At 58.5% G+C, this 2,602-nt stretch carries 4 protein-coding genes; 1 reads left to right on the top strand and 3 read right to left on the bottom strand.

Features of this window, described 5'->3' with window-relative positions; genetic code table 11:
* Window positions 1–111: 111 nt before the first annotated feature.
* Together AC1DUU_RS28975 and AC1DUU_RS28970 are read right to left on the bottom strand one after the other, a co-directional pair.
* Window positions 112–519 (bottom strand): transposase, encoded by a 408-nt coding sequence (locus AC1DUU_RS28975; protein WP_476786777.1) that lies wholly within the window; start codon window positions 517–519, stop codon window positions 112–114.
* Window positions 506–640 carry a hypothetical protein gene (locus tag AC1DUU_RS28970; RefSeq protein WP_476786776.1) on the bottom strand — a complete coding sequence of 45 codons (135 nt, stop codon included), beginning with the start codon at window positions 638–640 and terminating at the stop codon, window positions 506–508. Before AC1DUU_RS28970 ends, AC1DUU_RS28975 begins: the two co-directional genes overlap by 14 nt.
* Before the next feature lie 38 nt (window positions 641–678).
* Here AC1DUU_RS28970 and AC1DUU_RS28965 point away from each other — a divergent pair, with 38 nt between their 5' ends.
* Window positions 679–894, top strand: a complete 216-nt coding sequence (locus AC1DUU_RS28965) for a hypothetical protein (protein ID WP_476786775.1) — start codon at window positions 679–681, stop codon at window positions 892–894.
* A gap of 1,341 nt (window positions 895–2,235) precedes the next feature.
* On the opposite strand, the gene AC1DUU_RS28960 is transcribed toward AC1DUU_RS28965, so the two are convergent.
* On the bottom strand, window positions 2,236–2,602 hold a 367-nt coding region (locus tag AC1DUU_RS28960; protein ID WP_476786774.1), incomplete at its 5' end, for a hypothetical protein.

Below are 2,602 nucleotides of genomic sequence, written 5' to 3'. Positions count from 1 at the left end.
GCCCAATACCGAACAACGCTTGCCGTCGCGCTCGACTCGGTCGGCCGCACGGACGATGCTTTCAATGCCCTCAGCCAGCCGCTTCCAAACGCTTCTGCCGACGCGAACCTGCTAAGCACAGCTATACAGTTTGGACTCAAACTCCGCCGCTACCCCCAAACATTGACGTTGGCTGAAGAACTTGCCCGCCTTCAGCCGGGTAATAAGCAGCTTGCAGAGTTGATCCTCCAACTGCGCAGTGCTCAGTGACTGGGATCTGCTCCGGACGGCCGCCCAGGCTGCGTTGCTGTCCTCGTCTCGGATGTTCCGGGTGAACGTCTGCCCTCCCAGCCCGCGCTGGCGGATCGCAAGAGCGCACAGACTCTTGATGTTCTGGTATTTCTTGCGGCGGCGGCCGATGCGATCCTCGCCCTTGTTTTCAGGACAGATGTGGCCGCCAGCGTACTTGCCGTCGATCTCGACCTCGCCATCGAGCACCATCTCCTCCCTGCGCCAGGCGATGGCCTCACGCAGTTTCATGAGCAGAAACCCGGGCCGTCTTGTATTGGACGCCGATTTCACGCGAGAGCTGCAGCGCGGCCTTGCCTTTCACCGAGTTCGCCGAGAACCAGATGGCGACGAGCATCGTCTTGAGGCTCAACTTGCGAGCATGGAAGACCGTGCCTGAGGTGACGCTACTTGGACGATTTGCTGATCGTTCCACTTGGTATTGCGCTAGCGATCCGCGTCATCCCCCATGACCTGATGATTGAATTCAGGAACGAAGCCAACCAGCGCAACACGCGCCCGGTCAGGCTGAAAAGCGCAGCAAAATCAACGTCATTGGTTTCCAATGGGCCCTGCCGGAACCCATCAAAAGCACCGGAACAAACCGCGAATTGGAAACCGTTTTGACGCTTGTTTTTGAGGTCATCCCGAACATCTGCCCTTTGCACTGGAGCAGTGAAGGCGCTGCCACTTCGGCGCGAGGCGCCTGTTCCAGAGCGTCCTTGAGGCTTAGCGCCCATGCCTGAATATCACTATTGCCCTACTGGGCGGCAAAGGCCGTGGTACCGACTGTCAGAGTGCTTATGAGGCTGGCGAGCTCGACTTTAACGATCTGCTCGCCAAGAGCCCGACTGCGGCGTTACCAATATCTGCGAAACCACGAGCAAGCATTGGGCGCGCCTGGCTGGGCGTCGACAACCGCTGCATCGTCCCCTTCACAAGCTTTGCCGAACCCTACGGAAGGTGACAAAGATCCAGACACCGGCCAACGCCGGAACTACTGGTTCGCGTTGAACGAAAGCCGCCCCCTCGCCGTCCTTGCAGGAATGGGACGTCGTGGCGGGGGTGCATCCGCGACGGTCTCCTTGAAAGGGAAGTGTTCGGCTTCTTGACGACCGATCCGAACAGCGTCGTCGCGCCAATCCATAAGAAGGCGATGCCGGTTTTCCTCACTACGCCTGAAGAAATCGATACCTGGCTGACAGCGCCATGGCCGTAAGCAAAGCGCTCCAACGTCCCTGCCCGACAAATTTCGGACCATCGTCGACAAGCCGCCGCTCCCCCCCACTATAGATGCGCAGATGTCGTTATTTGAGGATTGGTTGGCAAAAACCGCCCCGGTGCCGAGACGGCTACAGGGGAACTCTCAGCGATGCTTTGCGTTATGAGCCTGACGTCTGCGCAAACGCACGGCGCGGGAGGAGTTCCATATGAACAACATTATTTATCTGGTCGGCTTGGTAGTGATTGTTTTGGCGGTGCTGGCGTTTTTTGGCATCCGATAGTAGCGGCCCCCTCACGCTGAAGCGCRCCATGCATCTCAGCGCTGGTCGCCGCGAAAGCGATGCTTGGACGCATGAGATCAAATACGACGGCTACCGGCAACTGTATTGTTTCAGGCTCTGAAGGCTGTGTTTGATCGGATCAGCGCATCGAGGGTGACGAGGATTTTTCGGGCCCGTCACTAGGTAAATAAACCGGGCGGCAGCGAGCAGCCAGGTTACCGAATAAAGCGAGCGCGCTTCTGGCAATCTTGACGACGATCGCCCCGAAGATCCAGAAGTTCAGGGAAACTCGCAATTGCGTTCTGGAACTTCATGGGTAAGCACCTGCTTAAGTCCATCAAGAAGCCAGCGACCTCGCCTACCAGCGACCAGACTAGTAACACAACGCCTTGAGGCAATCTCTGGGTGTAACCAGCCTTCAAGCCAATTCGAGTGACGCTTATGGACGATGGCGTTGGCCCGATCAAGACGGGGGCCCATTTCGCACCCATCGGACAAGCTGGAGGCCGAATTGCATCGCTTCGCTGGCGAGGCGATGCAACAAGGGGTCGACGGAGGGCTCCCACCCCTCATGGGCCTTGCGGATGGCTGCTTCGAGTTCCATCCGCAGGTCGGGACTATTGCGGCGCTCGAACAGGTCGCGCAGTTCGGCGATCCGCTGCTCTGCCGTCCAGTCCGTTCGCAATGGCGATGCGATGTGGATCGAGGTGGCATTGAGCCCGGAGGCGAAGCGCAAATCCGGCTGACGCAAGAATTTCCGCCACATGAACTGGTCGGTATAAATATCAGTTGGCGCCGGACTCCAGCCTACGGGCAGCGCGCGATACGCA

The organism is Aminobacter sp. P4_H6_2, from assembly GCF_056400805.1.
Note: the sequence above shows the minus strand (reverse complement) of the source record. Positions and strands in the feature narration are given on the sequence as shown.